Source organism: Oscillibacter valericigenes, assembly GCF_021531435.1.
GTDB classification, from domain to species: domain Bacteria; phylum Bacillota; class Clostridia; order Oscillospirales; family Oscillospiraceae; genus Oscillibacter; species Oscillibacter valericigenes_B.
Map to the genome: position 1 here is coordinate 1 of NZ_JAFBIS010000009.1, position 25,688 is coordinate 25,688.

Annotated in this window: 28 protein-coding genes; 20 read left to right on the top strand and 8 right to left on the bottom strand. The window is 58.5% G+C overall.

Going from position 1 to position 25,688, the window contains the following annotated elements; genetic code table 11:
* Nucleotides 1-197: 197 nt before the first annotated feature.
* The 14 genes from JQM68_RS06475 (at nucleotide 198) to JQM68_RS06540 (ending at nucleotide 13,723) form a co-directional block, all read left to right on the top strand.
* Nucleotides 198-1,112: a DegV family protein gene (locus tag JQM68_RS06475; protein WP_235222181.1), complete on the top strand. Its 915-nt coding sequence runs from the start codon at nucleotides 198-200 to the stop codon at nucleotides 1,110-1,112.
* A gap of 152 nt (nucleotides 1,113-1,264) precedes the next feature.
* A complete protein-coding gene (locus tag JQM68_RS06480) occupies nucleotides 1,265-1,717 on the top strand; it encodes a cysteine hydrolase family protein (RefSeq protein WP_235222182.1) in 453 nt (150 codons plus the stop codon).
* Between the two features lie 470 nt (nucleotides 1,718-2,187).
* Nucleotides 2,188-2,502, top strand: coding sequence for a hypothetical protein (locus JQM68_RS06485; RefSeq protein ID WP_235222183.1), 315 nt, complete (start codon nucleotides 2,188-2,190; stop codon nucleotides 2,500-2,502).
* 1 nt (nucleotide 2,503) lies between these two features.
* Nucleotides 2,504-4,450 carry a V-type ATP synthase subunit I gene (locus tag JQM68_RS06490; protein WP_235222184.1) on the top strand — a complete coding sequence of 649 codons (1,947 nt, stop codon included), beginning with the start codon at nucleotides 2,504-2,506 and terminating at the stop codon, nucleotides 4,448-4,450.
* A 23-nt stretch (nucleotides 4,451-4,473) separates the two neighbouring features.
* Nucleotides 4,474-4,953, top strand: coding sequence for a V-type ATP synthase subunit K (locus JQM68_RS06495; protein ID WP_235222185.1), 480 nt, complete (start codon nucleotides 4,474-4,476; stop codon nucleotides 4,951-4,953).
* A 34-nt stretch (nucleotides 4,954-4,987) separates the two neighbouring features.
* Nucleotides 4,988-5,572 (top strand): V-type ATP synthase subunit E, encoded by a 585-nt coding sequence (locus tag JQM68_RS06500; protein ID WP_235222186.1) that lies wholly within the window; start codon nucleotides 4,988-4,990, stop codon nucleotides 5,570-5,572.
* A 15-nt stretch (nucleotides 5,573-5,587) separates the two neighbouring features.
* A complete protein-coding gene (locus JQM68_RS06505) occupies nucleotides 5,588-6,592 on the top strand; it encodes a V-type ATPase subunit (RefSeq protein WP_235222187.1) in 1,005 nt (334 codons plus the stop codon).
* 12 nt (nucleotides 6,593-6,604) lie between these two features.
* Nucleotides 6,605-6,922, top strand: a complete 318-nt coding sequence (locus tag JQM68_RS06510) for a V-type ATP synthase subunit F (protein ID WP_235222188.1) — start codon at nucleotides 6,605-6,607, stop codon at nucleotides 6,920-6,922.
* Nucleotides 6,923-6,992: 70 nt separating this feature from the next.
* Nucleotides 6,993-8,762, top strand: a complete 1,770-nt coding sequence (locus JQM68_RS06515; RefSeq protein WP_235222189.1) for a V-type ATP synthase subunit A — start codon at nucleotides 6,993-6,995, stop codon at nucleotides 8,760-8,762.
* Nucleotides 8,762-10,147, top strand: a complete 1,386-nt coding sequence (locus tag JQM68_RS06520) for a V-type ATP synthase subunit B (protein WP_235222190.1) — start codon at nucleotides 8,762-8,764, stop codon at nucleotides 10,145-10,147. Before JQM68_RS06515 ends, JQM68_RS06520 begins: the two co-directional genes overlap by 1 nt.
* Nucleotides 10,148-10,161: 14 nt before the next feature.
* A complete protein-coding gene (locus tag JQM68_RS06525; RefSeq protein WP_235222191.1) occupies nucleotides 10,162-10,866 on the top strand; it encodes a V-type ATP synthase subunit D in 705 nt (234 codons plus the stop codon).
* Nucleotides 10,867-11,026: 160 nt separating this feature from the next.
* Entirely contained in the window at nucleotides 11,027-12,232 is a 1,206-nt protein-coding gene (locus JQM68_RS06530) for an FprA family A-type flavoprotein (RefSeq protein WP_235222192.1), read from the top strand.
* A gap of 118 nt (nucleotides 12,233-12,350) precedes the next feature.
* Nucleotides 12,351-12,563: an AbrB/MazE/SpoVT family DNA-binding domain-containing protein gene (locus tag JQM68_RS06535; RefSeq protein ID WP_235222193.1), complete on the top strand. Its 213-nt coding sequence runs from the start codon at nucleotides 12,351-12,353 to the stop codon at nucleotides 12,561-12,563.
* Complete coding sequence (locus JQM68_RS06540) at nucleotides 12,560-13,723, top strand: macrolide family glycosyltransferase (RefSeq protein WP_235222194.1); 1,164 nt, start codon at nucleotides 12,560-12,562, stop codon at nucleotides 13,721-13,723. The genes JQM68_RS06535 and JQM68_RS06540 overlap by 4 nt, the downstream gene beginning before the upstream one ends.
* Before the next feature lie 58 nt (nucleotides 13,724-13,781).
* Here the strand turns inward: JQM68_RS06540 and asnA are convergent, their stop codons facing one another.
* Genes asnA through gltX form a run of 3 tightly spaced genes read right to left on the bottom strand, consistent with a single transcriptional unit; the run spans nucleotide 13,782 to nucleotide 16,942 of the window.
* A complete protein-coding gene (asnA, locus tag JQM68_RS06545; RefSeq protein WP_235222195.1) occupies nucleotides 13,782-14,789 on the bottom strand; it encodes an aspartate--ammonia ligase in 1,008 nt (335 codons plus the stop codon).
* A gap of 36 nt (nucleotides 14,790-14,825) precedes the next feature.
* A complete protein-coding gene (locus JQM68_RS06550; RefSeq protein ID WP_235222196.1) occupies nucleotides 14,826-15,455 on the bottom strand; it encodes a stage II sporulation protein M in 630 nt (209 codons plus the stop codon).
* On the bottom strand, nucleotides 15,452-16,942 hold the full coding sequence (gltX, locus tag JQM68_RS06555; protein ID WP_235222197.1) for a glutamate--tRNA ligase: 1,491 nt from the start codon (nucleotides 16,940-16,942) through the stop codon (nucleotides 15,452-15,454). Before gltX ends, JQM68_RS06550 begins: the two co-directional genes overlap by 4 nt.
* Nucleotides 16,943-17,157: 215 nt before the next feature.
* On the opposite strand from gltX, the gene trpS reads away from it, so the two are divergent.
* Genes trpS through JQM68_RS06575 form a run of 4 tightly spaced genes read left to right on the top strand, consistent with a single transcriptional unit; the run spans nucleotide 17,158 to nucleotide 21,206 of the window.
* Nucleotides 17,158-18,159 carry a tryptophan--tRNA ligase gene (gene trpS, locus JQM68_RS06560; RefSeq protein ID WP_235222198.1) on the top strand — a complete coding sequence of 334 codons (1,002 nt, stop codon included), beginning with the start codon at nucleotides 17,158-17,160 and terminating at the stop codon, nucleotides 18,157-18,159.
* Nucleotides 18,160-18,171: 12 nt separating this feature from the next.
* The gene (locus tag JQM68_RS06565) at nucleotides 18,172-19,293 is read left to right on the top strand and encodes an MraY family glycosyltransferase (protein ID WP_235222199.1); all 1,122 of its coding nucleotides are present in this window, start codon (nucleotides 18,172-18,174) and stop codon (nucleotides 19,291-19,293) included.
* Nucleotides 19,293-20,438 carry a non-hydrolyzing UDP-N-acetylglucosamine 2-epimerase gene (wecB, locus tag JQM68_RS06570; protein WP_235222200.1) on the top strand — a complete coding sequence of 382 codons (1,146 nt, stop codon included), beginning with the start codon at nucleotides 19,293-19,295 and terminating at the stop codon, nucleotides 20,436-20,438. The genes JQM68_RS06565 and wecB overlap by 1 nt, the downstream gene beginning before the upstream one ends.
* 21 nt (nucleotides 20,439-20,459) lie before the next feature.
* Nucleotides 20,460-21,206: a hypothetical protein gene (locus JQM68_RS06575; protein WP_235222201.1), complete on the top strand. Its 747-nt coding sequence runs from the start codon at nucleotides 20,460-20,462 to the stop codon at nucleotides 21,204-21,206.
* Nucleotides 21,207-21,242: 36 nt separating this feature from the next.
* Here the strand turns inward: JQM68_RS06575 and JQM68_RS06580 are convergent, their stop codons facing one another.
* From JQM68_RS06580 to nth, 4 genes are all read right to left on the bottom strand, one after another.
* Entirely contained in the window at nucleotides 21,243-21,584 is a 342-nt protein-coding gene (locus tag JQM68_RS06580) for a hypothetical protein (protein ID WP_235222202.1), read from the bottom strand.
* 3 nt (nucleotides 21,585-21,587) lie between these two features.
* A complete protein-coding gene (locus JQM68_RS06585) occupies nucleotides 21,588-22,007 on the bottom strand; it encodes a hypothetical protein (RefSeq protein WP_235222203.1) in 420 nt (139 codons plus the stop codon).
* Between the two features lie 24 nt (nucleotides 22,008-22,031).
* Nucleotides 22,032-22,289, bottom strand: a complete 258-nt coding sequence (locus JQM68_RS06590; RefSeq protein ID WP_235222204.1) for a hypothetical protein — start codon at nucleotides 22,287-22,289, stop codon at nucleotides 22,032-22,034.
* An 88-nt stretch (nucleotides 22,290-22,377) separates the two neighbouring features.
* Nucleotides 22,378-23,025, bottom strand: a complete 648-nt coding sequence (gene nth / locus JQM68_RS06595) for an endonuclease III (RefSeq protein WP_235222205.1) — start codon at nucleotides 23,023-23,025, stop codon at nucleotides 22,378-22,380.
* A 125-nt stretch (nucleotides 23,026-23,150) separates the two neighbouring features.
* Between nth and JQM68_RS06600 the strand changes: the two genes are divergently transcribed.
* Nucleotides 23,151-24,419 carry a replication-associated recombination protein A gene (locus tag JQM68_RS06600; RefSeq protein WP_235222206.1) on the top strand — a complete coding sequence of 423 codons (1,269 nt, stop codon included), beginning with the start codon at nucleotides 23,151-23,153 and terminating at the stop codon, nucleotides 24,417-24,419.
* Here JQM68_RS06600 and JQM68_RS06605 read toward each other — a convergent pair.
* Nucleotides 24,400-25,335: a S1 RNA-binding domain-containing protein gene (locus JQM68_RS06605; protein ID WP_235222207.1), complete on the bottom strand. Its 936-nt coding sequence runs from the start codon at nucleotides 25,333-25,335 to the stop codon at nucleotides 24,400-24,402. The two genes, JQM68_RS06600 and JQM68_RS06605, sit on opposite strands and share 20 nt — an antisense overlap.
* An 83-nt stretch (nucleotides 25,336-25,418) precedes the next feature.
* Between JQM68_RS06605 and JQM68_RS06610 the strand changes: the two genes are divergently transcribed.
* Nucleotides 25,419-25,610, top strand: coding sequence for a DUF951 domain-containing protein (locus tag JQM68_RS06610; protein WP_235222208.1), 192 nt, complete (start codon nucleotides 25,419-25,421; stop codon nucleotides 25,608-25,610).
* The last annotated feature ends 78 nt before the right edge of the window (nucleotides 25,611-25,688 follow it).

A 25,688-nucleotide genomic window follows, 5' to 3' on the forward strand; every position in this document is an offset into this window, starting at 1 on the left:
GCAAATCTTTTCGGGCCCCTTAAGGGGCTTTGTCCGTATAAAGCCCTTATAGGGCTTACTCAAGCCTCCGGCTTAGCCGGAGGTTTTGACTCTTCAGGAGATGGATTCGACTGACGCGGCGGTAATTCGATGGAAATTGAGCTGAAAAGATGGTAATATATGGGTAACATCTTTTTTTGGAGAGGCGAATCATACGAATGGAACGGAAGTTTATTTTGACCTGTGAATCGACGGTAGACCTGCCCTATGCGTATATGCAGGAAAGGGAGATCCCCGTTCTTTTCTACTCCTACGCTGTGGATGGGCAGACATACATGGACGACATGGGACGGAACCCGGAAGCGCTGCCCCGCTTTTACGCTTTCCTCAATGAGGGAAAGATCCCGTCTACTTCCCAGCTCAATGCGTATCAATACGAGGAGTTCCTGGAACAGCAGTTACAAAAAGGCGATGTTTTACATATTGCGTTCGGGAGCGGAATGACATCTTCGGTTAAAAATGCCGTCATGGCGGCGGAGATACTGCGGGAAAAATATCCGGACCGCAGGATCGTGGTGATCGACTCCCTGTGCAGCTCGTCCGGGTACGGTATGCTGGTGGACTGCGCCGCAGACATGCGGGACCGGGGATGCACCCTTGAGGAGACAGAACAATGGGTGAATGCCAACCGGCAGAACGTCCATCACCAGTTCTTTTCCACCGATTTGAAATACTACCGCCGCAGCGGACGAATGTCAGGCCCTACCGCCATGATCGGAGCGATTTTAAATATCTGCCCGATCATGCGGCTGGATGACAAGGGCAAGATCATTGCTTACGGGAAAGTACGGGGAAAAGAAGCAGCCATTCGAAAGACCCTGGACATGATGGAGGAACACGCGGCGGGCGGTGTAAATTACAGCGGGAAGTGCTGGGTTTGCCATTCCAACTGCCGTATGGAGGCTGAAGAAACCAAAGCTGCGCTGCTGAAGCGGTTTCCGCATATCAGCGGAGAGGTCAGGATCTGTGACATCGGTACGATCATCGCGTCTCACTGCGGTCCCGGCACAGTCGCCGTGTTTTTCTTCGGCGACCGGCGTGAACCCTACGGCGGGAATATCAAAAAAGCATAAGAAAACCAGCCGATTCCCAACCCCAAAAAGGAACTATCCGGGCAGGGCGATGTATGAAATGTGCCCGCTGTATAGGAGATAGAGCGGTGGGCATACTTCCGTATGGGAATCAAACGTTTGACAGGATGGCTGGCGGGGAAGGGAGAAAGATCATGCGGATTCTGCTTGCTGTGGATGTCCAACATGAGTTTCGGGATCAAAACGGCAGATACGAAAAAATCGTGTCCTACATTAAAAATGCGTCTTCTGAATACGACTTTGTCTATGCGACGGTGTGTGCGAACAAACCGGATTCTCCATTCATAAAAAATGAGGTATGGTTTGACTGCATGAATGGAGTGGAGCCGCTGGCTTTTTCGCCGGACAAGATCTTTGTGAAGTATGGATACGGTTTTTTGGATTACAATTGGCTGGACCCGGAAAATCACTATGATATTATAGGCTTCAACACGGATTGCTGCGTTTTGAAAGTGGCGCTGGACTTATTTGACCGGGGATACGATTTCAGCGTTTTGACGGAGTATTGCTATTCTTCCAGCGGGGAAGAAGAACACCGGCGCGGTGTGGCTGTGTTAAGAGATCTGCTGGGAAAACTGGTCAAGTAAGGCTTTTTGCGGAGCAAAAGCCGGAAGTTCTGTTTTCAGGATCAACCAGGGCGGAAAAACCCCAAGGCACACGAAAAGCCCTGGGGCTTTTTTCGTGCACTGGAGCCGGATAAATTCAAGAAAATGTGTTAAAATAAAAACAAAAAATGGAAACTCTACAACAAACGCACACGTTTACGAAAATTTACGCACACGTTTACGTTGAATCTGCAAAAAAACATATCGCAGCTTTGTGCAAAAGGAAGAAAGCAATCGGTTTCCTGAAAATTTTCTTGCATTAAGAATTACGGTGGCCTATACTGAAATTCGTAAAGTGTCCACCGGATTTTTAGAAAATTTTATGCAAAGCGCGAAGCTTGTATGAAATTGCGGCATCCCCCGGCATTTGTCTATTGTGGGGAGCGGCAGTTGGGTGGCATGATAGCAATTAGCTTTAAGTGGTGCATTGAAGGAGAGAAGGTGAAAACGAAATGTCCCTGGAAGCAATCGAAAAGGTTACGCTGCTTGAACAGCAGAGCCAGGAGCGCAAGGCGGCTGCGGAAGCGGAGGCACGTCAAATCGTGGCCGACGCCGAGCGGGAAGGTCTTGCGCTCTTACAGCAGGTGCGCGCTGAAGCGGCGGCCAACGGCAGAAAGCTGCTGCGGGAGGCCGAGGAAAAGGCTGCCGTGAAAGCGGCCGAGATCAGCCGGACCGCTGAGGCGGAAAGCTCTTCACTGCGGGAGGCGGCCGGCAGGAACCTGGAGGCGGCCGCGGAGTATATTGTCGGAAGGGTTGTGAATCACTGAAATGGCCATTGTAAAAATGAAAAAGCTCCGGGTCATGGCGATGGCCGACCAGCGGGATGAACTGCTGAAAGGCCTTCTGCATCTGGGCTGTGTGGAGATCAGTGAACCTGACGACAAATTGGCGGATCCGGCCTGGTCCGCGCTTCTGAAGCGCGGGACATCCGACCTGGCGAAGGTCAGGACAGACCTGGCGGATGCCAACACAGCGCTGGAAGCCATCAAACGCTATGCACAGACCAAGGACGGTATGTTCACACCGCGCCCGGAAGTCACGGAAGAGGAATTCCTCGACCCGGACAGCAGCGAGCGGGCAAAGGAACTCTGCACGCAGGTCGGCGGGAACCTTCAGGATATCAGCCGGCTGCAGGGAGAGGAGAACCGCCTGCTGTCCCGGGAAGCCGCTCTGCGGCCCTGGATGCCTTTGGACATGCCTCTGGAGCTGGAGGGAACGGAACACGTGCTGTTCCGGCTGGGCACCTGTCCCGGTGCCACGGACACCGGCGCTTTGCGGACAGCCCTGGCTGCTTCCGACGCGGCGGTGGAGGTATATGAGATCAACGCGGATAAACAGCAGAAGTACTATCTTCTGATCTGCCACCGCTCGGATGAGGATGCGGTCCTGGAGGTCCTCCGACCCTACAATTTCAGTGTTGTCACATTTCAGGGCGTTGCCGGAACGGCGGCCGAAAATGTGGACGCGCTGGAAAAGCAGCTTGCGGAGAACCGGGCCGCGCAGGAATCGTCCGCGGCGGCCATTACCGAGAAAGCCGGAGACCTGGAAGCATTACGGATGTATGTGGACCGGCTGAACGCCGAAGTTTCCAAGGACACGGGGGCGGAACGGCTGCTGACGGATGGCACGATCCTGTTCTTCGAAGGCTGGGCCCCGGCGGAGAATCTGAAAGAGCTGGAGACCTTCCTGAACAGCATGTGCTGTGCCTGGGAGACAGCGGACCCCACAGAGGAGGAGACCCCCTCGGTGCCGGTGAAGCTGAAGAACAACTGGTTCACCAGGCCACTGAATATGGTGACGGAGATGTACTCCCTGCCGTCGTACAGCGGTGTGGACCCCAACCCGCTGATGGCGCCGTTCTTCATCTTTTTCTACGGCTTCATGATGGCGGACATGGGCTACGGTCTGCTGATGATGCTGGCGTCCTGGTTCGTTATGAAGAAGGCGAAACCAAATGGGCCGACCATGCGGCACATGATCCCGCTTTTGGGATTGTGCGGCGTGAGCACGTTTATCATGGGAGCCCTCACCGGTGGTTTCTTCGGCGACCTGCTGCCGCAGCTGGCCATGATGCTGAACCCGAATACCACCTTTACCGCGATGCCGGCGCTGTTTTCTCCGCTGAATGACGCGCTGGCGGTGCTGATCGGCTCCCTGGCTATCGGCCTGGCGCAGATCTTCACCGGCATGGCCATCAGCATGTACCGGCAGATCAAGCGGGGAGAGGTCATGGCGGCCCTTTGCAACGAGGGCGCCTGGTATCTCGTTTTTATCATCTTTGCCGTTGGCATTCTGGCGGGCCAGATCAAGGCGGCTCTGATCGCGATCTTGGTGCTGCTGGTGCTCACCCAAGGCTACGGAAAGAAGGGCATCATCGGAAAGTTCATGGGAATTTTCGGGTCGCTGTATAATAACATTACAGGTTATTTCAGCGACATCCTGTCCTATTCCCGCCTGATGGCCCTGATGCTGGCCGGCGCGGTCATCGCGCAGGTGTTCAACACTCTGGGCGGCATCACAGGCAATGTGTTCGCGTTCTTTATCATCTCCATGGTCGGAAACGCGCTGAACTTCGCGCTGAACCTGCTGGGCTGCTATGTTCACGACATGCGTTTGCAGTGTCTGGAGTATTTCGGCCGGTTCTATGAGGACGGCGGCAAGCCCTTCCGTCCCATTTCTATCGAACCTCGTTTTGTAGATATTGTTAAGAAGTAATTAATTTTAAGGAGGAAATCGTTATGTTCCTGGAAAACATTGGTGGACTTGCTATGGCACTGCTCGGCTCCGGCCTGGCGGTTGGTCTTTCCTGCGTTGGTTCTGCAAAGGGTACCGGTATTGCTGGTGAGGCCGGTACTGGCCTGCTGTGCCAGGACCCCAGCAAATCCGGTAAGGTCATGGTTCTGCAGCTGCTGCCCGGCACTCAGGGCTTGTATGGCCTGGTGGTCTGGTTCTTCGCTCTGATCCGCATGGGCATGATGAACGGCACCGCCGCTGACCTGACGCTGCTCCAGGGCTGCCAGTACTTTGCCGCCTGCATGCCCATGGCTTTGGGCGGCCTGCTGTCCGCCATTGCCCAGGGCCGCGTGGCTGCCGGCTCCATCAACATTCTGGCCAAGAAGCCCGATGACTGGTCCAAGGGCCTGATCCTCTGCGGTATTGTTGAGTTCTACGCCATCCTGTCTCTGCTGGCTTCCATGCTGATGCTGCTGTGGATCTGATCAGAACTGCCGGGACTGGAAAGGCGGGAAAAAGATGAACGGAATCGAAAAGATCACTCAGCGGATCGCGTCGGACGCGCAGGCTGAGGTCGACTGCATCCTGGGCGATGCCAGGGACGAGGCCGGCCGAATTGCCGCGAATTACCGCGCCCAGGCGGATGCTGAGGCCGCGGAGCTGGCCGCCAAGAATGAAAAGGCTGCCGCCGAGCGGGAAGAGCGGCTGGTGAGCGCGGCCCAGATGGAGGCACGCAAGGTCCAGCTGGCCGCCAAGCAGGAGATGGTGGAGAAGGCTTACATCCAGGCGCTGGATAAGCTCTGCGCCCTGCCGGAGGAGCAGTATGTGGCGATCCTGGCCGACCTTCTGGTGAAGGCGTCCTCCAACGGAAAGGAAGAGGCTGTGTTCTCCCCGGAGGACCGGGAGCGGGTCGGCGAGGCTGCCGTGGCGAAGGCCAACGAGCTTTCCGGCAAGCAGCTCCGCCTGTCTGAGGAGACGCAGCCCATCCGCGGCGGCTTTATCCTGAAAGATAAGAACGTGGAGGTCAACTGCACCTTCGAAACTCTGGTGCGCCTGCAAAAGGCGGAGACTGCGGGAGCGGTGGCGCAAAAGCTGTTCGCATAACAAGGAGGAAGTGTCTTGGCTAAAAGAATCAAAGACACCGATTACCTGGCTATCTCTGCCCGGGTACGGGCGATGGAGACCGGACTGCTGACCCGGGAACGGATGGAGCAGGTACTGGAGGCCCGCAGCGATGAAGAAGCTGTGAAGATCCTCCAGGAGTGCGGCTATCCGGAGCTGGACGCCACCCATCCCGAGGCGATGGACGCGGCGCTGTCCGCCGCCCGGGAGTCTACACTGTCCGACTTGGGCGACAGTGCTCCGGACCCCAGGTATATCGACATTTTCAAGCTGAAATATGATTATCACAATGCAAAGGCCGTCCTGAAGGCGGGCGCCATGGGGACTGACCCCGACCATATGCTGATGGATATGGGCCGTGTGCCCGCGGCGGAGCTGAAAGAGGCCATCCAGTCCGGCGAGCTGGACAACCTGCCCGCTCGTCTGGCCGCCGCCGTGGCGGAGGCCAAAGAGGTGCTGGATACCACCCGGGACCCCCAGCTTTCCGACATCCTGCTGGACCGCTGGTGCTACCGGGATATGGACGACGTGGCGGAGGCCACCGGAAGCAAGTTCCTGCATGGATACGTGAAGGCGCAGATCGACGCCGCCAACCTCCGTTTCCTGGTCCGCACCCTGCGGATGGGGAAGAACGCGGACTTCCTGCGGGGTGTCCTGTTTGAAGGCGGCGATGTCGCCGAGGACGCGATCCTGGCCGTCAGCGCGGGCGGCGGAAACGGTTTGGCGGAGCTGTACGCCTCCACCCGGTTCCGGGCGGCGGCGGAAGCCGGCGCCGAGGCCCTCCGGGGCGGAGCTTTGACCGAATTCGAGAAGCTCTGCGACGACGCGGTTGGCGATTACCTGGCGGGAGCGCAGATGGTGCCCTTCGGCGAGGCGCCGGTGCTGGGCTACTTGGCCGCCCGGGAGACGGAGTATACGAATCTCCGCATCCTGCTGCTGGGCCGCAGTATGGGCCTGCCTGCCGATGTCATTCGCTCCCGGCTTCGGGCCGGCTATGTGTAAGGCGGTGAAATGATGGCTACAACATATCAAATCGCCGTCATCGGCGACTGGGAGTCTGTTATGGGCTTCCGTGCCCTGGGCCTGGACACCTATCCCGTCACCTCCGTTGAGGAGGCCCGGGAGAAGGTGAAGGAGCTGGCAAAGACCGACTGCGCGGTCATCTACCTGACGGAGCAGCTGGCGAAGGACATGGAGGACGTGCTCTCCCGCTATAAGGACGAGCTGCGGCCCGCCATCATCCTCATTCCCGGACGGGAGGGCTCTCTTGGCATCGGCAAGGACAATATCCAGCGGGCTATCGAGCGGGCCGTTGGAGCGGATATCCTGTAAGGCGAAATAGCATTACAGATGAGACGAATAGCCTCGGAAGAAAATTTTCCAAGGAAGAAGGTATTCTGATTTGAGCGGTAAAGTTGTTAAAGTTTCCGGACCGCTGGTCGTGGCCACGGGCCTTGCGGACGCCAACATGTCCGACGTGGTCCGCGTCGGCCCCCAGCATCTGATCGGCGAGATCCTGACCATGAAGGGCGACACCGCCTCCATCCAGGTCTATGAGGAGACCTCCGGCCTGGGCCCCGGCGCCGAGGTGGTCACCACCGGTGCGCCTATGAGCGTGGAGCTTGGCCCCGGCATGATCGAGGGCATCTACGACGGTATCCAGCGCCCGCTGGAGAAGATCGTGGAGAAGGTGGGCGCCTGCATTACCCGCGGCGTGGAAGTGCCCGCCGTGGACCATGAGAAGAAGTGGGAGTTCACCGCCACCGCTAAGGTGGGCGATAAGGTCATCGGCGGCGACATCATCGGCACCGTGCCCGAGACCCCCGTGGTGCTCCATAAGATCATGGTGCCCCCCAACATGAGCGGCACCATCACCGACATCAAGAGCGGCTCCTTCAATGTGACGGAGACCATCGCCACCCTGAAGACCGACGACGGCAGGGAAGTGCCCCTGACCATGATCCAGAAGTGGCCCGTCCGTGTGGGCCGCCCCTACACCAAGAAGTATCCGCCTACCCGGCCCCTGTGCTCCGGCCAGCGGATCATCGACACCATGTTCCCCATCGCCAAGGGCGGCACCGCGGCTGTTCCCGGCCCCTTCGGCTCCGGCAAGACCGTGGTGCAGCACCAGCTGGCAAAGTGGTCCGACGTGGACATCGTGGTCTACATTGGCTGCGGCGAGCGCGGCAACGAAATGACCGACGTTCTGCGGGAGTTCCCCGAACTGAAGGACCCCCGCACCGGCGAGTCCCTGATGAAGCGTACCGTGCTGATCGCCAACACCTCCGATATGCCCGTGGCTGCCCGTGAAGCCAGCGTGTATACCGGTATCACCATCGCCGAGTATTTCCGCGACATGGGCTACGACGTGGCTGTCATCGCCGACTCCACCTCCCGCTGGGCCGAGGCTCTGCGTGAGATGTCCGGCCGTCTGGAAGAGATGCCCGGCGAAGAAGGCTACCCCGCGTATCTGGCCTCCCGTCTGGCTCAGTTCTACGAGCGGGCCGGCAGCGTGGAGTGCATCGGTTCCGACGACCGCAAGGGCAGCCTGACCGCTGTCGGTGCGGTTTCCCCTCCGGGCGGCGACCTCAGTGAGCCCGTGTCCCAGGCGACCATGCGTATCGTCAAGGTGTTCTGGGCTCTGGATTCCTCTCTGGCTTACAAGCGCCATTTCCCGGCCATCAACTGGCTGAATTCCTACTCTTTGTACCTGGACTCTTTGAATCCCTGGTTCGATGAGAACCTTGGGCCTGCGTTCATGCAGAACCGTGCCCAGGCCATGAGCATCCTGCAGAGCGAGGCCAGCCTGAATGAGATCGTCCAGCTGGTCGGTAAGGACGCCCTGTCTCCCGCTGACCAGCTGACCCTGGAGGTCGCCCGCATGGTCCGCGAGGACTTCCTGCAGCAGAACGCTTTTACGGATATTGACGGTTTCTCCTCCTACGACCGTCAGGAGAAGCTGCTGGCGATCATCCTCAGCTACGACAAGCTGTGCCGTGCGGCCATCGGCCAGGGCGCGCCTGCCGCGAAGCTGTTTGAGATCCCCGCACGTGAGAAGATCGGCCGCGCCAAGAGTGTGCCTGTGGACGATTATCCCCAGGTGTACCGCCAGATCCAGGCGGAAATGGAGCAGCAGATCGAAGCGATCGCCGCCCAGGGAGGTGAGCAGTAATGATTCGTGAATACAAAACCGTAGAAGAGATCAATGGCCCTCTGATGATGGTCCGCATGGTGGAGAATGTCACCTACGATGAACTGGTGGAGATCGAGCTGCATGACGGCTCCATCCGCCGCGGCAAGGTGCTGGAGGTCAACGGCGACGCCGCCGTGGTCCAGCTGTTCGAGTCCGCTGCCGGCATCAACCTGGCGGACGCCAAGGTCCGTTTCCTGGGCCATCCCCTGCAGCTGGGCGTGTCCGGCGATATGCTGGGCCGCGTGTTCAACGGCATGGGCCAGCCCATCGACGGCGGCCCCGACATCCTGCCCGAGGAATACCGGGACATCAACGGCCTGCCCATGAACCCCGCTGCCCGTGACTATCCCAACGAGTTCATTCAGACTGGTGTTTCCACCATTGACGGTCTGAACACGCTGGTCCGTGGCCAGAAGCTGCCGATCTTCTCCGGCTCCGGTCTGCCTCATGCCAACCTGGCAGCTCAGATCGCCCGTCAGGCTAAGGTGCTGGGCGACGAGGCCACCAACTTCGCTGTCGTGTTCGCCGCCATCGGTATCACGTTCGAGGAGTCTGAGTTCTTTGTCAGCGAGTTCCGCCGCACCGGCGCTATCGACCGTACCGTACTGTTCAGCAACCTGGCCAACGACCCCGCTGTTGAACGTATCAGTACGCCCCGCATGGCTCTGACTGCCGCTGAGTATCTTGCCTTTGAAAAGGGTATGCAGGTGCTGGTCATCATGACCGATATCACCAACTACGCCGAGGCTCTGCGTGAGGTCTCGGCGGCCAAGAAGGAAGTTCCCGGCCGCCGCGGCTTCCCCGGCTACTTGTACACCGACCTGGCCACGCTGTACGAGCGTGCCGGCCGCCGTCTGGGCAACCCCGGCTCCATCACCCTGATCCCCATTCTGACCATGCCCGAGGACGATAAGACCCACCCCATCCCCGACCTGACCGGTTATATCACCGAGGGCCAGATTATTCTGAGCCGTGCGCTGTACCGTCAGGGTATCCATCCTCCCGTGGACGTGCTGCCCAGCCTGTCCCGTCTGAAGGATAAGGGCGTCGGCAAGGGCAAGACCCGTGAGGATCATGCGGACACCATGAACCAGCTGTTCGCCGCGTACTCCACCGGTAAGGATAACAAGGAGCTGATGTCCATTCTGGGCGAGGCTGCTCTGACTCCCACCGATCTGCTGTACGCCAAGTTCGCGGACGAGTTCGAGCGCCGCTATGTCAATCAGGGCTATGAGGAGAACCGCTCCATCGAGGAGACCCTGGATCTGGGCTGGGAGCTGCTGAGCATTCTGCCCAAGAGTGAGCTGAAACGTATCAAACCGGAACTGATCGAGAAGTACTGGCCGAAGAAAGACCAGGAATAAGGAGGGGATAGCCAATGGCGAATATCACGGTAAGCCCCACCCGTATGGAGCTCACCCGCCTGAAAGGCAAGCTGCGTACCGCCCAGCGCGGCCACAAGCTGCTGAAGGATAAGCGGGATGAGCTGATGAAGCAGTTCCTTGACACAGTGCGGGAGGTTCGTGCCCTCCGGGCTGAGGTGGAGGAGGATCTGATGACGGTACACAAGTCCTTCACCGTCGCTTCCGCCCTGATGAGCTCTGAGGCATTGGAACAGGCCCTGCTGTATCCCAAGCAGAGCGTGGAACTGACGATGTCCTTCAAGAACATCATGTCCGTCAATGTTCCCGTGTATGACTTCCAGACCAAAACCAAATCCGATTCCGACATCTATCCCTATGGTTTCGCGGCTACCTCCGGCGAGCTGGATACGGCTGTGGATGCCCTCGGCAAGGTATTTCAGAAGATGCTGAAGCTGGCGGAGATCGAAAAATCCGCCCAGCTCATGGCGGAGGAGATCGAAAAGACCCGCCGCCGCGTCAACGCGCTGGAGTACGTGATGATCCCCGATACCCAGGAGGCCATCCGCTATATCACTATGAAGCTGGATGAGAACGACCGCGCCACCACGACCCGGCTGATGAAGGTGAAGGACATGATCCTGAAGCAGTCCCTGGAGGAGAAGAGAGCCGAAAATGCCAGAGCAATTGAGGCTTTCAACGCCGCGGAAGGACCGGTATAAGCAGCAACCTGCTGTCTGATACGGTGAACAGAAAGGCGGTCCTGATGGGCCGCCTTTCCTGCATTTGGATGCTTGGAAACGATATAAGATGTTGACAAAGCACATATAAAGGGCTAGATTAACATTTGACATATCAATCGGAGAGAAGGAGCAACGAACCATGTATTGTACACAGCATATTACATCGGACATCCTGTTTGTCGGAGCCTCTGACCGTAAGCTGGCCCGTTTTGAAAATGTGTTTCCCATTCCACGGGGTGTATCTTACAATTCCTATCTGATCCTGGATGAAAAGACGGTTCTGCTGGACACTGTGGATCAGGCTGTGAGGGAGCGGTTTTTCGAAAACCTGGCCGCCGGACTTCAGGGACGGCCGTTGGACTATGTGGTGGTGAACCATATGGAGCCGGACCATGCGGCTACATTGATGGATGTCCTGCGGGACTATCCCGAAGCAAAGGTCGTGGGTAACGCCAAGACGGTCTCCATGATCGGCCAGTTTTTTGACGGTGATATTTCAGGGCGTGCGGTAACGGTCAAAGAAGGGGACACCCTGACGACCGGCCGCCATACGTTTACCTTCCTGATGGCGCCCATGGTGCACTGGCCGGAAGTCATGGTAACTTATGACGCGGCGGAGAAAGTTCTGTTTTCCGCCGATGCGTTCGGAACTTTCGGTGCGTTCAGCGGCAATCTTTTTGCAGACCAGGTCAACTTTGAACGGGATTGGCTGGACGATGCCCGCCGGTATTATGCCAACATCGTAGGCAAATACGGTACACAGGTGCAGACATTGCTGAAAAAAACGGCAGGTCTGGATATTGCGTACCTCTGCCCGCTGCATGGCCCCATCTGGCGGGAAAACATCGGCTGGTTCGTGGATAAATACCAAACCTGGAGCAGCTATGCGCCGGAGGAGCAGGCGGTGGCGATTTTCTGCGGCTCGGTATACGGCCACACGGAAAACGCGGCGGAAATCGTGGCAAACCGTTTGGCGGAAAAGGGCATAAAGGAAATTTCCTTGCATGATGTTTCCGGCACGGATGTCTCCGTCCTGGTATCAGAAGCATTCCGGTGCAGCCATCTGGTGCTGGCGTCCTCCACCTATAACGGCGGCATTTTCACGCCGATGGAGAATTTCCTGACAGATTTGAAAGCCCATAATTTCCAGAACCGCACCGTCGCTGTGATCGACAACGGAAGCTGGGCCGCAACTGCCGGCAAGCAGATGCGGGAGCTGGTTGGCACCATGAAGAATATGACCGTGCTGGAAAACAGCGTCAGCCTGAAATCCTCTGTGAAAGAGGCGCAGCGGACAGAGCTGGAAGCTCTGGCGGATGCGTTAGCTGCCGAACTTCTGGGATAAGTACATCGTTGAAAGACGCCGGGTTCCCGGCGTCTTTTCTCTTGACAGCCATCAGGAAACAATGTATGATAAGTAAGAAAAGTATAACTTATCATACTTGATAGACTGGAGGACACGCATGGAAAAGACAAAGGGAAGGTTTGCCGGCACAGTCCGGGTAGGCGAGAAAGGACAGATCGTCATTCCCAAAGGGGCCAGGGAACTGCTAAAGATCCGGCCGGGAGACACGCTGCTGCTGTTGGCCGATGAAAAGCGGGGCATCGCCATCACGAAAGATGATGTGCTGCTCCGCCAGTTTGAGGCCATCCTGGGGCCGGAGAATGAGACATGAGTAAAATTGTCTTTTTCTGTATCCCGGCCTGGGGCCATACGAATCCCACGGTGGAAGTGGTGCGGAGGCTGACCAGCCGTGGTCATCAGGTGCGGTATTACAGCTTTGCGCCTTTTCGGGAAAAATTGGAAGAGGCTGGTGCGGAGGTGGTTTTGTGCGACGGTGCCCTGCCGCCGGCACCGCCGGATTTGGACCGCAAGGTGGGAAAAGACTTTACAGCGCTGGTAAAAATGGTAACAGACACCACGTTGGCCCTGGAAGAAAAGGTGTGCCGAGAACTGGAGGCGTTCCGGCCGGATGTCATTGTTTCCGACTCTGTGTGCTTCTGGGGAAAGCTTTTCGCGGGAAAGCTGGGAGTGCCGTATGTCTGTTCCACGACAACTTTCGCGTTTAACCAATACAGTGCGCAGCGCATGAAACCAACCAAAGGAGAGATGATCCGTTCTCTGCTTGGAATGCCCCGGGTGGGGCGGTGCATGGCCTTGCTGCGGCGTGACGGTTACCCGGTCCATAATTTGCTGGACCTGATCCAGAATGATAATGAGACGGATACCATTGTGTATACATCCCGTGCCTTTCAGCCTGTGGCGGAGACGTTCTCTGATCGGTACGTTTTTGTGGGACCTTCTCTTCCGGTACGAAAATCAGAAGAACAGCCGGCAAAGACCCGGCCGCTGGTCTATATTTCCCTGGGCACTGTGATGAATCAACAGGCGGATTTTTACCGTACTTGCATCTCGGCGCTGGGGAAAGAGCCGCTGGACGTGGTGATGTCGGTTGGGGAGGGCATTGACCCCGCAAGTTTTGCGCCGATCCCGGAGAATTTTCAAATAGAGCGCCGTGTAAACCAGTTGGAGATCCTGTCCAAGGCGGATGTATTTTTGACTCATTGTGGGATGAACAGTGCTAACGAGGCCATTTGGTATGGCGTCCCCACGGTTTTGAATCCACAGCAGAGCGAAGAAGCCGCCGTAGCCGACCGGATGGAGGAGCTGGGGCTGGGCTTGCGGCTGAAAGACAGGTCGAATATCCGGGAAGCTGTCTTTCAGGTTTTGGCCAACTCGGAATATCGGGAACGGACCCGCAGGATGGGTGAGACGTTCCGGGCTGCCGGCGGCGCGGAGAGGGCCGCGGAGAAGATATTGGCTTGCTGCCTATAAAAAAGGACCGTTCGTTTTCCCAGGAAAACGAACGGTCCTTCTGTATTGCATAAATACTTTACAGTAGTGTAATTCCAGCCTTTTCACAAGCGTCCACAGTCTCTTTATCCCACAGGCTGGCCTGCACCTCACCGATGTGACAGGTGCCCAGCAGCAGCATGCACAGCCGGGACTGGCCGATGCCGCCGCCGATGGACTGGGGCAGCTCGCCGTTCAGCAGCATCTGGTGGAAGGGCAGCCGGCGGCGGTAATCGCAGCCGGCGGCAGTCAGCTGGCGGTCCAGTGCGGCGGCGTCCACCCGGATACCCATGGAGGAGACCTCAAAGCGGCTCTCCAGCACGGGGTTCCACATCAGAATGTCGCCGTTCAGCTCCCAGTCGTCGTAGTCGGGAGCGCGGCCATCGTGTTTGATGCCGGATTTCAGCGTTTTGCCGATCTGCATCAGGAAAACCGTGTGGTGTTCCCGGCAGATGGCGGTCTCCCGCTCGTTGGGAGTCAGGTCGGGATAGCGGTCCTCCAGCTCCTGGGTGGTGATGAAATACACGTCCCGGTCCGGTCGGAAGGTCAGGACGGGGAAGGCGTTCCGCAGGGCGGTGGCGGTGTCACAGATGCAGCCCACGATGTCGCAGACGGTATCTTTCAAATACTGTACGGTGCGGTTGGTGGGATCGATATTCTTTTCCCAGTCCCACTGGTCCACATAGATAGAATGGAGGTTGTCCACCTCCTCGTCCCGGCGGATGGCGTTCATGTCGGTGTACAATCCGGTGCCGATCTTGAATTCATAGCGCTTCAGAGCCAGGCGCTTCCACTTGGCCAGGGAATGGACCACCTGTCCGTCCAGCCCCACATCGGGGATGTCAAAGGAGACGGGGCGTTCCACGCCGTTCAGGTCGTCGTTCAGGCCTGTGGAGCCGTCCACGAACAGGGGAGCGGAGACACGGTGAAGGTTCAGGCGCACCGTCAGGTTGTGCTGGAAATCCGCGTGGATCAGCTCAATGGCGCGCTGGAGTTCGTTGTTGGTCAGCGGCATACGGTAGCCGGCGGGGATGGTCAGTTTGCTCATAGGTGAAAACCAGTCCTTTTATTTGAAATTATCCATTCAGAAAAACAGGGATGCGATGACGGGGGTGATATACGCCTCGATCATAGCGGCCGCGGCCAGCAGCGGGATCAGCACCAACAGCAGCATCCGGGACATGAGCACAAGGCAGTCCCAGAGATGCAGGGCGTTTTCATCCTTTCGAAACAGGCGGCGGGTAATTTGTCCGCAGGCGAACAGGCCCACGGCAAAGGCCAGGATCAGAGCGGGAAACTCCAACAGCCCATGGGGAAGGACCGAAGCCAGAAAACCCAGCATGGAATAGCCCTCGGTAAAATACCATGCGGCCGTGACGCCGATCACCATGGCGTTGACGCCCAGGGCCATGGCGGGAAGCGGGATGAAAGGGATCAGGCCATAGGCCATGATGAACGCTGTGGCCCGCAGATTGTTGGAAAACAGCGCCAGAGCGGACAGCGTGCCGTCGTCCCGGATGGCACCTGTGCCATCCATGGAGGCGAGGACATAGGACAGCAGACTCTCCCGCAGCGTTGGGAACGCCAGACAAACGGCGAAAGAAAGCAGGATCAGCAAGGGAAAGACGATAACGGACCGCAGGGCCTCACCGGAAAGGCCGTTATGCCAGGCATCCCGCAGGCCCTTGATCTGATATGCAAGAATTTCCCTCATGCCCGCAGCTTTTCGCAGCCCTTCTCCAGGCGGCGGAGGGTCTCCTCCTTGCCCAGAATGTGGCACAGCTCCACAGCGCCGCCGGGCGTTACCAGCTTGCCGGCCACGGCAATGCGGACGGGCCACATGAGGGTGGCGTTTTTCACGCCCAGGGAGACGGCCAGGTCGATGAGGGTGTCATGGACCGCGTCCTGGGTCCAGTCGGAAATGGCCTCCAGAGCGGGGATGACGGCCTCCAGCATATTCAGGGAGACTTCGGAATTGGTCTTGGACTTCTTGTTGGTGAAGAATTCCACGTCATAGTCGGGAAGCTGGTCGAAGAAATCGACCTTTTCAGGGATGTCCGTCAGCTTTTCGCACCGGGCCTGGAGCAGGGCGGCGATGGCGGCGGTGTCGATGGCGGGATTCTTCACGGATTGGCGGATATAAGGCTCGGCCACTTTCGCGAATTCCTCAGGAGCCAGGGCCCGGAGATAAGTGGCGTTGAAATAGGTCAGCTTCTCAATGTCGAAGATAGCGGGGGACTTGGAAATGCCCGCGATGTCAAAAGCCTCCACCAGCTCGTCCAGGGAGAAGACCTCCTGTTCGCTGCGCTCGCCCTTGGGCGCCCAGCCCAGCAGGGCCACGTAGTTCAAAATGGCGTCCGTCAGGTAGCCCTGGGCCTTCAGGTCCTCGTAGGAGGGGTCGCCGTGGCGCTTGCTCATCTTGTTGTGCTGGTCCCGCATAACGGGGGAGCAGTGGACGTAGGTGGGGATGTCCCAGCCGAAGGCCTCGTACAGCAGATTGTACTTGGGAGCGGAGCTGAGATATTCGCTGCCACGGACCACATGGGTAATGCCCATCAGGTGGTCGTCGATCACATTGGCGAAGTTGTAGGTAGGCAGACCGTCCCGTTTCAGCAGCACCTGGTCGTCCAGGGTCTTGTTCTCCACGGTGATGTCGCCGAAGGACACGTCGTGGAAGGTGGTGGTGCCCTCGTGGGGGATGCGCTGGCGGATGACATAGGGCTTGCCGGCGGCAAGGTTTGCGGCCACCTCTTCGGCGCTCAGATTCCGGCAGGGGTCGTCGGCCCGGTCAAAGTCGCCGGAGTCCTCCTCGGACTCGGCCTTTTCGCAGAAGCAGTAGTAAGCGGCGCCCTTTTCCACCAGCAGCTGGGCATAGGGCAGATACAGGTCCCGGCGCTGGGACTGGATATAGGGACCCACGGGGCCGCCCACATCGGGGCCTTCATCGTGGGTCAGGCCGCACTCGGCCATGGTGCGGTAGATGACGTCGGTAGCGCCCTCCACCAGGCGGCCCTGGTCGGTATCCTCAATGCGGAGGATGAACGTGCCGTCCGCGTGCCGGGCGATGAGCCAGGTATACAGGGCGGTGCGCAGGTTGCCCACATGCATATAGCCGGTGGGGGAGGGGGCAAACCGGGTGCGGACCTTCCCCTTGGGGATGCGGGCTTCCATCTCTTCAAAAAATTTCATATCGAGTGCCATGAAAGTACCTCCATGCCAGAATTTTACGCAATACAACAGGTTACATTATCATCATTTTTCGGGAAATTGTCAAGGCATACCGCGCCTTTTTCCCCGGAAGCACCTCAAATGGAAAAACAACAACAAGAGGGAATTGCACTTTCAGGCGCTTCGTGCTATAATACACAAATTAGATTACCACGCAATGAGTGGTACTGAACAGCGAGGTGCGAATCATGGAAAACGAGATTCGGAAAAAGAGAATTTTCAGTGGTATCCAGCCCAGCGGTGAACTGACTCTGGGTTCTTATATGGGCGCCATCAAGAACTGGGTGGCTCTGCAGGATGAATATGACTGCATTTACTGCATCGTGGACATGCACGCCATCACCGTCCGCCAGAACCCGGCGGAGCTGCGCCGCCGCTCCGTGGCTCAGCTGGCCCAGTATATCGCCTGCGGCCTGGACCCGGAGAAGAATATCATGTTCATCCAGAGCCATGTGCCCCAGCACGCGGAGCTGAGCTGGATTTTGGGCTGCTATACCCAGTTCGGCGAGCTGAGCCGCATGACCCAGTTCAAGCAGAAGTCCCAGCAGCACGCGGACAACATCACCGCAGGCCTTTTCACCTATCCCGTTCTGATGGCGGCGGACATTCTGCTGTATCAGGCGGATCTGGTGCCTGTGGGCGAGGACCAGCGGCAGCACGTGGAGCTGACCCGCGACATCGCCCAGCGGTTCAACGGCGTGTACAGCGACACCTTTACGCTGCCGGAGGCGTTTATCCCCCAGATGGGCGCCCGGATCATGAGCCTGGGCAACCCTGACAACAAGATGAGCAAATCCGATCCCGACGGCTGCGTCTACCTGCTGGATAAGCCGGAGGAGATCCAGCGGAAGTTCAAGCGGGCGGTCACCGACAGCGAGACGGCGGTGCGCTTCGACAAGGAGAATAAGCCCGGCGTTTCCAACCTGCTGACCATTTACTGCGCCGCCACCGGCAAGACCATGGCGGAGGCCGAGGAGGAGTTCGCCGGCCAGGGCTACGGCGTGTTCAAGCCCGCCGTGGCGGACGCCGTGGTGGAGCTGCTGCGTCCCATCCGGGAGGAGTCCGAGAGGCTGATGGCCGACAAGACGTATCTGGAGAGCATTTACCGGGAGGGCGCCCAGCGGGCCCAGTATCTGGCCTCCAAGACCCTCACCAAAGTCCAGAGAAAGGTCGGCTTTGCCGCCCGCTGATGGAGGAATGAAATGTTATTGGACAATCAGCTGATTGCCTATGTGATGCTGGCGCTGCTGGTGGCGCTGGTGGTCAGCTTTCTGATGACGCCGGTGGTGAAGACCTTTGCCTATAAGGTCGGCGCCATTGATGTGCCGAAGGATGCCCGCCGGATGCACAAAGTCCCTATTCCCCGGCTGGGAGGATTGGCTATTTTCATCGGCTTTATCGTCAGTATCCTGCTGTTCGTAAAGATCACGCCGGAGATGAAAAGCATTTTGCTGGGCGCCGTCATCATCGTGGTGCTGGGCGTGGTGGATGACATCATGGCCCTGCCGGCTCTGTTGAAATTTGTGGTGCAGATCATCGCGGCCCTGATCCCCGCCCTCAGCGGGGTGCAGATCATCGCGTTCTCCAATCCCAACATCTTTTCGGACAACCTCTACTGGGTCCTGGGCAACCTGTCCATTCCTTTTACGGTGCTGTGGATTGTGGCCATCACCAACTCCGTGAACCTGATCGACGGTCTGGACGGCCTCGCCAACGGCGTCTCCGCCATCTCCGCCACAACCATGCTGGTCATTGCCCTGGTGGGCGGACAGAGCCAGGTGGCCATCGTCCTGGCGGCGCTGGTGGGCGCCTGCGTGGGATTCATGCCTTATAACATGAATCCCGCCAAGATGTTTATGGGCGATACCGGCGCGACATTCCTGGGATACATTCTGGCGACGATGTCCATTCAGGGCCTGTTCAAGTATTACGCGGTCATCTCCTTTGTGGTGCCGTTCCTGATCTTGGGCCTGCCCATTTTTGACACGGCTTTCGCTTTTATCCGCCGCATCGCCCACGGCCAGAGCCCCATGCACGCCGACCGGAGCCACATCCATCACCGGCTCATCGACATGGGACTGAACCAGAAGCAGGCGGTGGCGACGCTGTATGTCATTTCCGCTATCCTGGGCCTCAGTGCCGTGGTGTTGACCACTGGCGGCGAGCAGAAGGCCATGCTGCTGTTTCTGACGCTGTGCATCGTGGCGGTGGTGGCCGCCCGGGTGGTGTTCCCCAAGGAAGTCCGGGAAGAGCTCCATGAGGAGCTGGAAGAGCTGAAGGATCACGGTCATCACACGGAAGAAAAGAAGGACGGAGAAGCGTAATGGACAAGCTGCGTATTATGAGCGTGTTTGGCACCCGGCCGGAGGCTATCAAGATGTGCCCCCTGGTGAAGGAACTGGCCTCCCGCCCGGAGATCGAGAGTCTCTGCTGCGTCACCGCCCAGCACCGCCAGATGCTGGACAGCGTGCTGGAGGTCTTTGACCTGAAGCCGGACTGGGATCTGGACATTATGACCCCCCGGCAGACCTTGTCCACCATCACCAGCAAATGCCTGCTGGGGATGGACGAGGCTATCGACGCGCTGAAGCCGGACATGATCCTGGTCCACGGAGATACCTCCACCACCTTTGCCGGCGCCCTGTCCGCCTTTTACCACCAGGTCCCGGTGGGCCACGTGGAGGCCGGTCTGCGGACTTACGACAAATACTCCCCCTTCCCGGAGGAGATGAACCGGAAGCTGGTTTCGGCCATTGCAGACCTGTATTTCTGTCCCACGGTGCACAACCGGGAGAATCTGGTGAAGGAGGGCATTACAAACGGCCTGTTCGTCACCGGAAATACGGTCATCGACGCCCTGAAAACAACAGTCCGCAAGGATTATACCTTTACAACGGAGGAACTGAATCACCTGCCCTACGGGGAGAAGAAGGTCATCCTGGTGACCTGCCACCGGCGGGAGAATTACGGCGAGCCTATGAAGCATATCATGCTGGCCCTGCGGCAGATCGCGGAGCAGCATGAGGATGTGGAGCTGGTATATCCCGTCCATCTCAGCCCGGTGGTCCGGGAGGCGGTGGACACATATCTCCGGGGCGCGCCCCGGGTCCATCTGATCGACCCGCTGCCCGCCGACGAGATGCACAACCTGATGGCCCGGTGCTACATGGTGATGACGGATTCCGGCGGCCTCCAGGAGGAGGCACCCGCCTTGGGCAAGCCTGTCCTGGTGCTGCGCCGGGAGACGGAGCGGCCCGAGGCCGTGGCCGCCGGGACCGTGAAGCTGGCGGGTGTGGTGCAGGATGATATCGTCACCATGGCGGAGCGGCTGATCTGCGACAGGAATGCTTACGCCCGGATGGCCCATGCGGTGAATCCCTACGGAGACGGCAATGCCTGCCGCCGGATCGCCGACGCCATTTTGTGGCACTTTGGCCGGGGCGAAAAGCCGGAGGACTATCTGTCCTGACCGAAAGGAAGGAGGGCAGGCGTGGAAAAGCGGAAACTGAAATGGCTCACCTGGGGTATTGTGGCTTTTATGGTGCTGGCGGTGGGCGTGATCCTGAGCGGAACGCTGCGGCGTACCTCTCATATCACGCTTCCCGAAGCGGAGTCCTCCGCGGGGCAGGACAGCGAGAGGCCCGACAGTGCTGATGATACCTTGACGGTCATCGAAGTCGTGCCGTCTACGGTTCAGGCCGCCATTGAGACGCTGGCCCGGCCGGAGAGCTACCGGCGGACGGTGACCATCGAGCAGCTTTGGAACGGTGGTTCCGGATCCTATGAGGTCACGGTGACGGTCAATGGTCCCTGGACACGGACGGATCGCACCATGCCGGACGGCCGCGCCCGGCACACCATCACCGGATCGGAGACGGTCTATGTCTGGTATAACAACGAGAAGAATGTGTATTCCGGCCCGGTCGGGGGCGTTTCCGCCGATGTAGAGCAGTCTATCCCTACATATGAGGACATTTTGGAGCTGCCAGCGGAGCAGATCGCGGCGGCAGATTACCGCACAGTCTCCGATGTGCACTGTATTTACGTGGAAACCGCCGAGGACGAGGCGGGCTATGTTCTGCGCTATTGGGTCAGCGTGGATACCGGGTTGCTGGTGATGGCGGAAAAACTGGAGAACGGTTCCACCGTATACCGTATGGCCGCCCTGACAGCGGACCAGACGACTGCCACAGAGGGCAGCTTTACGCTGCCGGATGGCTCGTCCGTTCTGGAATGATCAAAACGCGCACCGTTTGGTGCGCGTTTTCTGCTGTCAGAGGATCAACAGCAGGCCCAGTGCTGTCAAGAGTTCCTCGTCCGCGTCTTCTTTAAAAAGGAAAAACAAGATCAATAACAGCAGCAGATCCCCGGTGTCCACCCGGTCCAGATGAAACTGGTCCAGCAGATGGCGGAGGAAGCCCGTAAGTCCGTCAACTGTTCTTCCGCCTGGTGGAGGAGAGAAGGGAGGCGGAGGAGCATCCCAATGTGCCTGCTGGTCGTGGGGCTCCTGACTTGGCGGCTGCTTTGGCTCCGGCGGGGGCGGTGCTTTTTGACGCTCCTCCTGTGGGATGCGGGTGTATGCGCCATTGTCATTGCGGACATAACGGTTATACATCCATCATCCCTCCCATCCTGCCAGGAATTTCTTTCCCAGGTGGAACAGGCGGGCCAGCTGCAGCGCCCGCTCGATCTTCTCCTGCCTCTCCGGTTTTAAGTAGGGCCGCAGAGCGTAGAGGAGCTGGCGGGCGTTGGAGTCGTTTTGACTCCCCAGTTCCTGGATCAGCGGCAGGAGCTTTGTCAGCATGGTTGGGTCTATGCCGCCTGTCAGACCGGAGAGGGAAGACAGCAGGTCGCCGCCGGAGGGAGGCGGCGCCTGTGCCGGAGGCGGTGGCGGAGCCGGTCGTACAGGCTGCTGAAGCGGCTGTTGAGGTGGCTGCTGCGCCTGCCCGCCGGAAAGGGACTGCGCCATCTGCATGATCTGCGCCATGGCTTCCGGGTTGGACAGTAGGCTGTTCAGTTTTTCGTCGAATTCCGCCATAAGTGCCAACCCCTCATTTCTCGGTTATTTTTGAACGGCCTTGTTGATGCGCTGCACCAGTTCGGCGCCCCCGGGACTCTGCATGACCTGATTGACCAGCCGAACCATTTCCGATGGATCGCCCTTCGCCGCGGACTGCACAGCTCTTTGCAGTCCGGCACCCCGGTCGCCCTGCGTCAGCATCTGCATCAACGCCTGGCCGTCACGGGACTGCATCAACGCCTGGAGCATGGCTGGGTTTGATTTTAATTGCTCTGCCATTCGAGCAGCTTTCTCATCCATAAGCGTCCTCCTTGTGGTCAGAAATCTCTATGCCAGTATATGAAGGCGGATAAAAAAACGTGCCTGCGTATCCACGCAGGCACGAAAATCATTTCTTTTTCTTGGCGGCTTTGGCGGTATCGCAGTCCTTTGCCAGCGGGCAGCCCTCGCACTTGGGATTCCTGGCGGTGCAGGTGTCCCGTCCGAAAAGGACCATCCGGTGGCAGAAGTCGCTGGACTCCTTGGGTGGGATGCACTGGCGCAGCTGCCGCTCCACCTGGAGGGGGTCCTTGGAGCCGTCCGTGATACCCAGTCGGCCTGTGATGCGGATGCAGTGGGTGTCACAGACATAGCCCTCCTGGCCGAAGATGTCGCCGAGGATGAGGTTGGCAGTCTTGCGGCCCACGCCGGGCAGGGCGGTCAGCTCTTCCATGGTGCCGGGAACCTTGCCGCCGTGCTTTTCCAGAAGCTGCTGGGCGCAGGCCACCAGGTCCCGGGCCTTGCCGTTAAAGAACCCGCAGGAGTGGATGTACTCGCCGACTTCCTTGGGGTCGGCCTCCGCGAAGCTCTCCAGCGTGGGGAACCGCTCAAACAGGGCGGGGGTCACCTTGTTCACCCGCTCGTCGGTGCACTGGGCGGACAGGCGCACGGCGAACAGCAGTTCGTAATCCTTTTCGTATTGCAAAGAGCAGAGCGCGTCGGGATAAATGCCCTTTAATGTCTCAATGATGCGCTTGATAGCGGATTTGGAGCTCATGGAATATCACCTCTTGGCCTTCAGAATACCATAAAATTCGGCAAAAGGCCAGAGAAATAACCATAGTATTTCAAACAAAAGTATGATAAAATAATAAATTAAATCGCACGAAGGGAGGGGCCGCCATGAACCGTCCCCTTGCGGACGAGATCCGTCCGAAGACCTTGGATGAAGTTGTGGGCCAGCGGCACCTGCTGGCTCCGGGAGCGGTGCTGCGCCGCCTGATCGAAAAGGGAACCGACGCCAACATGGTGTTCTATGGGCCTTCCGGCACGGGAAAGACCACCATTGCCAATATCATTGCGGAAAAGACCAACAAGACGCTGTACCGGCTGAACGCTACAACGGCGTCTCTCCAGGACATAAAGGACATCATGGCCGATGTGGGAACGCTGATGGCCCCCGGCGGGGTACTGCTGTACCTGGATGAGATCCAGTATTTCAATAAAAAGCAGCAGCAAAGTCTGCTGGAATTCATGGAGAACGGGAAGCTGACGCTGATCGCCTCCACAACGGAAAACCCCTATTTCTATGTGTACAGCGCCCTGCTGTCCCGCAGCACGGTGTTCGAGTTCAAAGCTGTCACAGCAGAGGAGGTGGAGCCCGCTGTTCTCCGGGCGCTGAATATTGAGAAAGAGCGCAGCCCCCTGCCGCTGGAGTGGGAGGAGGGCGTGCCCATGCAGATCGCCACCGCCTGCGGCGGCGATGTGCGGAAAGCCATCAACGCTGTGGAATTGCTGTGCCAGGCTGCCGTTCCCCAAAAGGGGACGCTGCGGCTGACGAAAGAGGAGGCGTCTCAGATCGCCCAGCGCAGCGCCATGCGCTATGACCGGGACGGCGACGCCCACTACGACATCCTCTCCGCTTTGCAGAAGTCCATCCGGGGCAGCGACCCGGACGCGGCGGTCCATTACCTGGGCCGCCTGCTGGAGGCGGGAGACCTGCTGTCTCCCTGCCGTCGATTATTAGTCATTGCCGCCGAGGATGTGGGACTGGCGTATCCCATGGCAATTGCCATTACGAAAGCCTGCGTGGATGCGGCTTTGCAGGTGGGACTGCCGGAGGCCCGGCTGCCACTGGCGGAAGCCGCCATTTTGCTGGCCACGGCGCCGAAGTCCAACACCGCCCATAACGCCATCATTGCCGCTATGGACGACCTGAAAAAGGGGAAAAGCGGGGACATCCCCCGGTGCCTCCAGAACGTCCACGCCGATACCACCGGCTTTGACAACCAGCAGCACTACCTGTATCCCCATGTATTTCCCAACCGCTGGGTGGAGCAGCAGTATCTGCCCGACGCGCTGAAAGACGTAAAATATTACGAATGGGGCGACAACAAGACGGAGCAAGCTGCTAAGGCCTACTGGGAGAAGATCAAGGGGAAAGCGCTGTGAAATCTGTTTCAATGGCCGATTTTTCGCAGCCCGGCGGAGAGTAGACCCAATGGGACAGGATGCCGTCGGTGACCTGATAGTGGATAGGGTCCGGTTCCGAAAGCGGCGGTAATTTTTCGATGATCTGGAGCTTGACTTTCATCCGCTCCGGGCGGATACTCTTGATGTAGACAGACACCGCGTCCCCGGGAGCCAGATCCTCGCGGGTATCGGTCAGACCGGACAGGTTTGGGGTCAGCTCAATGAAGCTGCCGTATTCCTTCACGCTTCGGACGATGCCCCGCACGGTTTCACCGGGGGCAAAGCGGCTGGCGTTTTCCATCCAGGTGCCCAGCAGCTCCCGGTGGGTCATGGAGATCCGGCGGTGTTCGCGGTCGATGGCGTATACCGCCGCCAGGATCTTTTGTCCTTCCCGAAACCGTTCTTTCGGGTGGGAGATGCGGGAGACGGAGATGTGCTCGATGGGCAGCATGGCCACAATACCGCAGCCAATGTCCAGAAAGGCGCCGAAGCGTTCCAGCCGGATGACCCGGCAGGTGAGAACGGCGCCCGGTGTCAGGCACTCCAAAAATCCCATGGCTTTTTCCTGGGCTTCCCGGCGGCTCAGCAGGGCCACAGGAGCGCCTTTGGCATCGGAAAAGACACTTTTCACTGTAAAGCAAGTTGACTTTCCAACTCTTGATAATACAGAAATATCCCGGCTGGCGCCGCTGATCCAGGGAGCCACGGCCTCCTGGCGGGGCATCCGGCCTTCCACGGCACCGAGAGAGAAGAACAGCGTGTGGTCGGTTCCGCATCGGCAGGCCACCGCCTCCAGAATTTCGCCGTGTTCAGCGGCGGCTTTTAAATTGCTCAGAGAACAGTCGGACGGGGGGCGCAGGCCCTCCGGGAGAAAAAATTTATTTTCCGGCATCATGATCGCATCCTATTCTGCCGCCCCTGGCGGCCTTGATAGACCACTATATGCAAAAGAACACCATGGATTGACAGGAGGCATGTATGGACCTGCATCTGCATGACAAGGTAGAGTTAAAAAAAGCCCATCCCTGCGGCAGTACCCAGTGGGAGATCCTGCGGGTGGGCATGGACATTAAACTGCGGTGCCTGGGCTGCGGGCACGAACTGATGCTGCCCCGCAGCAAGGCGGAAAAGAGTATTCGCAGGATCTTGACAGAGGGGGAGTCGAAGTGAACAAGAAAACGACGCGGATCATTGCGCTGGCACTGGTCGTGATCATGATTCTGGCTTTGGTAGCGTCCATGATCGCGC

Coding starts and splice junctions, on each gene's coding strand:
- JQM68_RS06475 (WP_235222181.1), top strand. CDS start 198: ATGGAACGGAAGTTTATTTTGACCTGTGAATCGACGGTAGACCTGCCC.
- JQM68_RS06480 (WP_235222182.1), top strand. CDS start 1,265: ATGCGGATTCTGCTTGCTGTGGATGTCCAACATGAGTTTCGGGATCAA.
- JQM68_RS06485 (WP_235222183.1), top strand. CDS start 2,188: ATGTCCCTGGAAGCAATCGAAAAGGTTACGCTGCTTGAACAGCAGAGC.
- JQM68_RS06490 (WP_235222184.1), top strand. CDS start 2,504: ATGGCCATTGTAAAAATGAAAAAGCTCCGGGTCATGGCGATGGCCGAC.
- JQM68_RS06495 (WP_235222185.1), top strand. CDS start 4,474: ATGTTCCTGGAAAACATTGGTGGACTTGCTATGGCACTGCTCGGCTCC.
- JQM68_RS06500 (WP_235222186.1), top strand. CDS start 4,988: ATGAACGGAATCGAAAAGATCACTCAGCGGATCGCGTCGGACGCGCAG.
- JQM68_RS06510 (WP_235222188.1), top strand. CDS start 6,605: ATGGCTACAACATATCAAATCGCCGTCATCGGCGACTGGGAGTCTGTT.
- JQM68_RS06520 (WP_235222190.1), top strand. CDS start 8,762: ATGATTCGTGAATACAAAACCGTAGAAGAGATCAATGGCCCTCTGATG.
- JQM68_RS06525 (WP_235222191.1), top strand. CDS start 10,162: ATGGCGAATATCACGGTAAGCCCCACCCGTATGGAGCTCACCCGCCTG.
- JQM68_RS06530 (WP_235222192.1), top strand. CDS start 11,027: ATGTATTGTACACAGCATATTACATCGGACATCCTGTTTGTCGGAGCC.
- JQM68_RS06535 (WP_235222193.1), top strand. CDS start 12,351: ATGGAAAAGACAAAGGGAAGGTTTGCCGGCACAGTCCGGGTAGGCGAG.
- JQM68_RS06540 (WP_235222194.1), top strand. CDS start 12,560: ATGAGTAAAATTGTCTTTTTCTGTATCCCGGCCTGGGGCCATACGAAT.
- asnA (WP_235222195.1), bottom strand. CDS start 14,789: ATGAGCAAACTGACCATCCCCGCCGGCTACCGTATGCCGCTGACCAAC.
- JQM68_RS06550 (WP_235222196.1), bottom strand. CDS start 15,455: ATGAGGGAAATTCTTGCATATCAGATCAAGGGCCTGCGGGATGCCTGG.
- gltX (WP_235222197.1), bottom strand. CDS start 16,942: ATGGCACTCGATATGAAATTTTTTGAAGAGATGGAAGCCCGCATCCCC.
- trpS (WP_235222198.1), top strand. CDS start 17,158: ATGGAAAACGAGATTCGGAAAAAGAGAATTTTCAGTGGTATCCAGCCC.
- JQM68_RS06565 (WP_235222199.1), top strand. CDS start 18,172: ATGTTATTGGACAATCAGCTGATTGCCTATGTGATGCTGGCGCTGCTG.
- wecB (WP_235222200.1), top strand. CDS start 19,293: ATGGACAAGCTGCGTATTATGAGCGTGTTTGGCACCCGGCCGGAGGCT.
- JQM68_RS06580 (WP_235222202.1), bottom strand. CDS start 21,584: ATGTATAACCGTTATGTCCGCAATGACAATGGCGCATACACCCGCATC.
- JQM68_RS06585 (WP_235222203.1), bottom strand. CDS start 22,007: ATGGCGGAATTCGACGAAAAACTGAACAGCCTACTGTCCAACCCGGAA.
- JQM68_RS06590 (WP_235222204.1), bottom strand. CDS start 22,289: ATGGATGAGAAAGCTGCTCGAATGGCAGAGCAATTAAAATCAAACCCA.
- nth (WP_235222205.1), bottom strand. CDS start 23,025: ATGAGCTCCAAATCCGCTATCAAGCGCATCATTGAGACATTAAAGGGC.
- JQM68_RS06600 (WP_235222206.1), top strand. CDS start 23,151: ATGAACCGTCCCCTTGCGGACGAGATCCGTCCGAAGACCTTGGATGAA.
- JQM68_RS06605 (WP_235222207.1), bottom strand. CDS start 25,335: ATGATGCCGGAAAATAAATTTTTTCTCCCGGAGGGCCTGCGCCCCCCG.
- JQM68_RS06610 (WP_235222208.1), top strand. CDS start 25,419: ATGGACCTGCATCTGCATGACAAGGTAGAGTTAAAAAAAGCCCATCCC.